1 protein-coding gene is annotated in these 1,146 nt (G+C 74.4%); it reads right to left on the bottom strand.

The window, feature by feature from the left end:
• Positions 1-1,125 (bottom strand): hypothetical protein (locus FNX44_RS27080; RefSeq protein ID WP_143651596.1); only part of this gene is annotated, 1,125 nt, incomplete at its 3' end.
• Positions 1,126-1,146: the final 21 nt, after the last annotated feature.

Here is a 1,146-nt window from a genome sequence, read left to right as displayed (position 1 = left end):
CCCCACCCGGTGCCTCCCCTCCGCCACCGCCCGCCAGGCGACCCACACCGCGTGCGAGTGCCCGGCCACCACCAGCGGGCGCGGCAGGTCCTCCACCTGCTCGGCGAACGCCCGCACCTGCTCGGCCAACGGCCGCTGGGTGTCCCGGGGGACGTAGGGCGCGCCGGTGCGGATCGGGCAGGCCGCCACCCCGCGAGGCTGCCCGTCCCCCTCGCCCGCGTACGAGAAGTAGTACGTCTGTTCGCAGCCGTAGCCGAGCCGTTCCACTTCGGTCTCGAAGATCGCGCCACGTCCGGAGCCCGAGTTGATGCCGGACATCAGCAGCAGCGATCCGGGCCGCTCCGGCGGCTGCGGCCCGTACCCCTCCCCGCCGCGCGTCGCCACGAAGACCGTCGCCGCCACCGCGAACGCCACGGCCGCCGCCGCCAGCCGCAGCCCGGGCCGGCCGCGCGGTGGACGGCGCAGCGCCAGCACCGCCGCCCCCGTCAGCACCGCCGACACCGGGACCAGCAGGAGCGACCAGCCCGGGCGCAGGTCCGCCACCGCGCCGAGCAGCAGCAGCGCCACCGCGTACGGCAGCAGCACGGCGATCCGCAGTCCGCTGCCCCACGCCTCCCGGAATGCGGTCCGCAGCCGCGTCGTGCCCTGCCACGGCAGCGCCGCCATGCCGAACCACACCAGCGCGAGCAGCGACACCGCCGCCCAGAACAGCCGCGAGTACAGCAGCGACTGCGCCATGAACCCCATCTGCGCCGCCAACGCCAGCGGCACCCCGACGACCAGGTAGAACAGCAACACGAACCGTACGCGGGCCCATGTCAGCCCCCCGGTCAGCAGGCACAGCACCACCACCCGCACGGCCAGCACCACCGCAAGCGCCGTGAAGAACTCGATCTCCGAGTGCGAACGAGCCAGTAGTACCCGCAGGTCCGTGTACATGTCGACCGGCGGCAGCGCCACCGCGTGCACCAGCCCCGGCCAGCGCGGCAGCGCCCCGACCAGCGCCAACAGCACGACAACCCCGGTCAACGCCGCCAACGGCCACAGCGCAGCCCATCCCCGCACCACCACCCGCGCCGCCGCCGACCGCGGGTCCGGACCACGGGCCAGCTCGGGCATCCTCATCCACCCCGAACTAGCCTGTAT

Source organism: Streptomyces alkaliterrae (assembly GCF_007097205.2).
Classification (GTDB): Bacteria; Actinomycetota; Actinomycetes; order Streptomycetales; family Streptomycetaceae; genus Streptomyces; species Streptomyces alkaliterrae.
The sequence above is the reverse complement of the archived record's forward strand: the minus strand, read 5'-3'. Positions and strand labels throughout refer to the sequence as shown.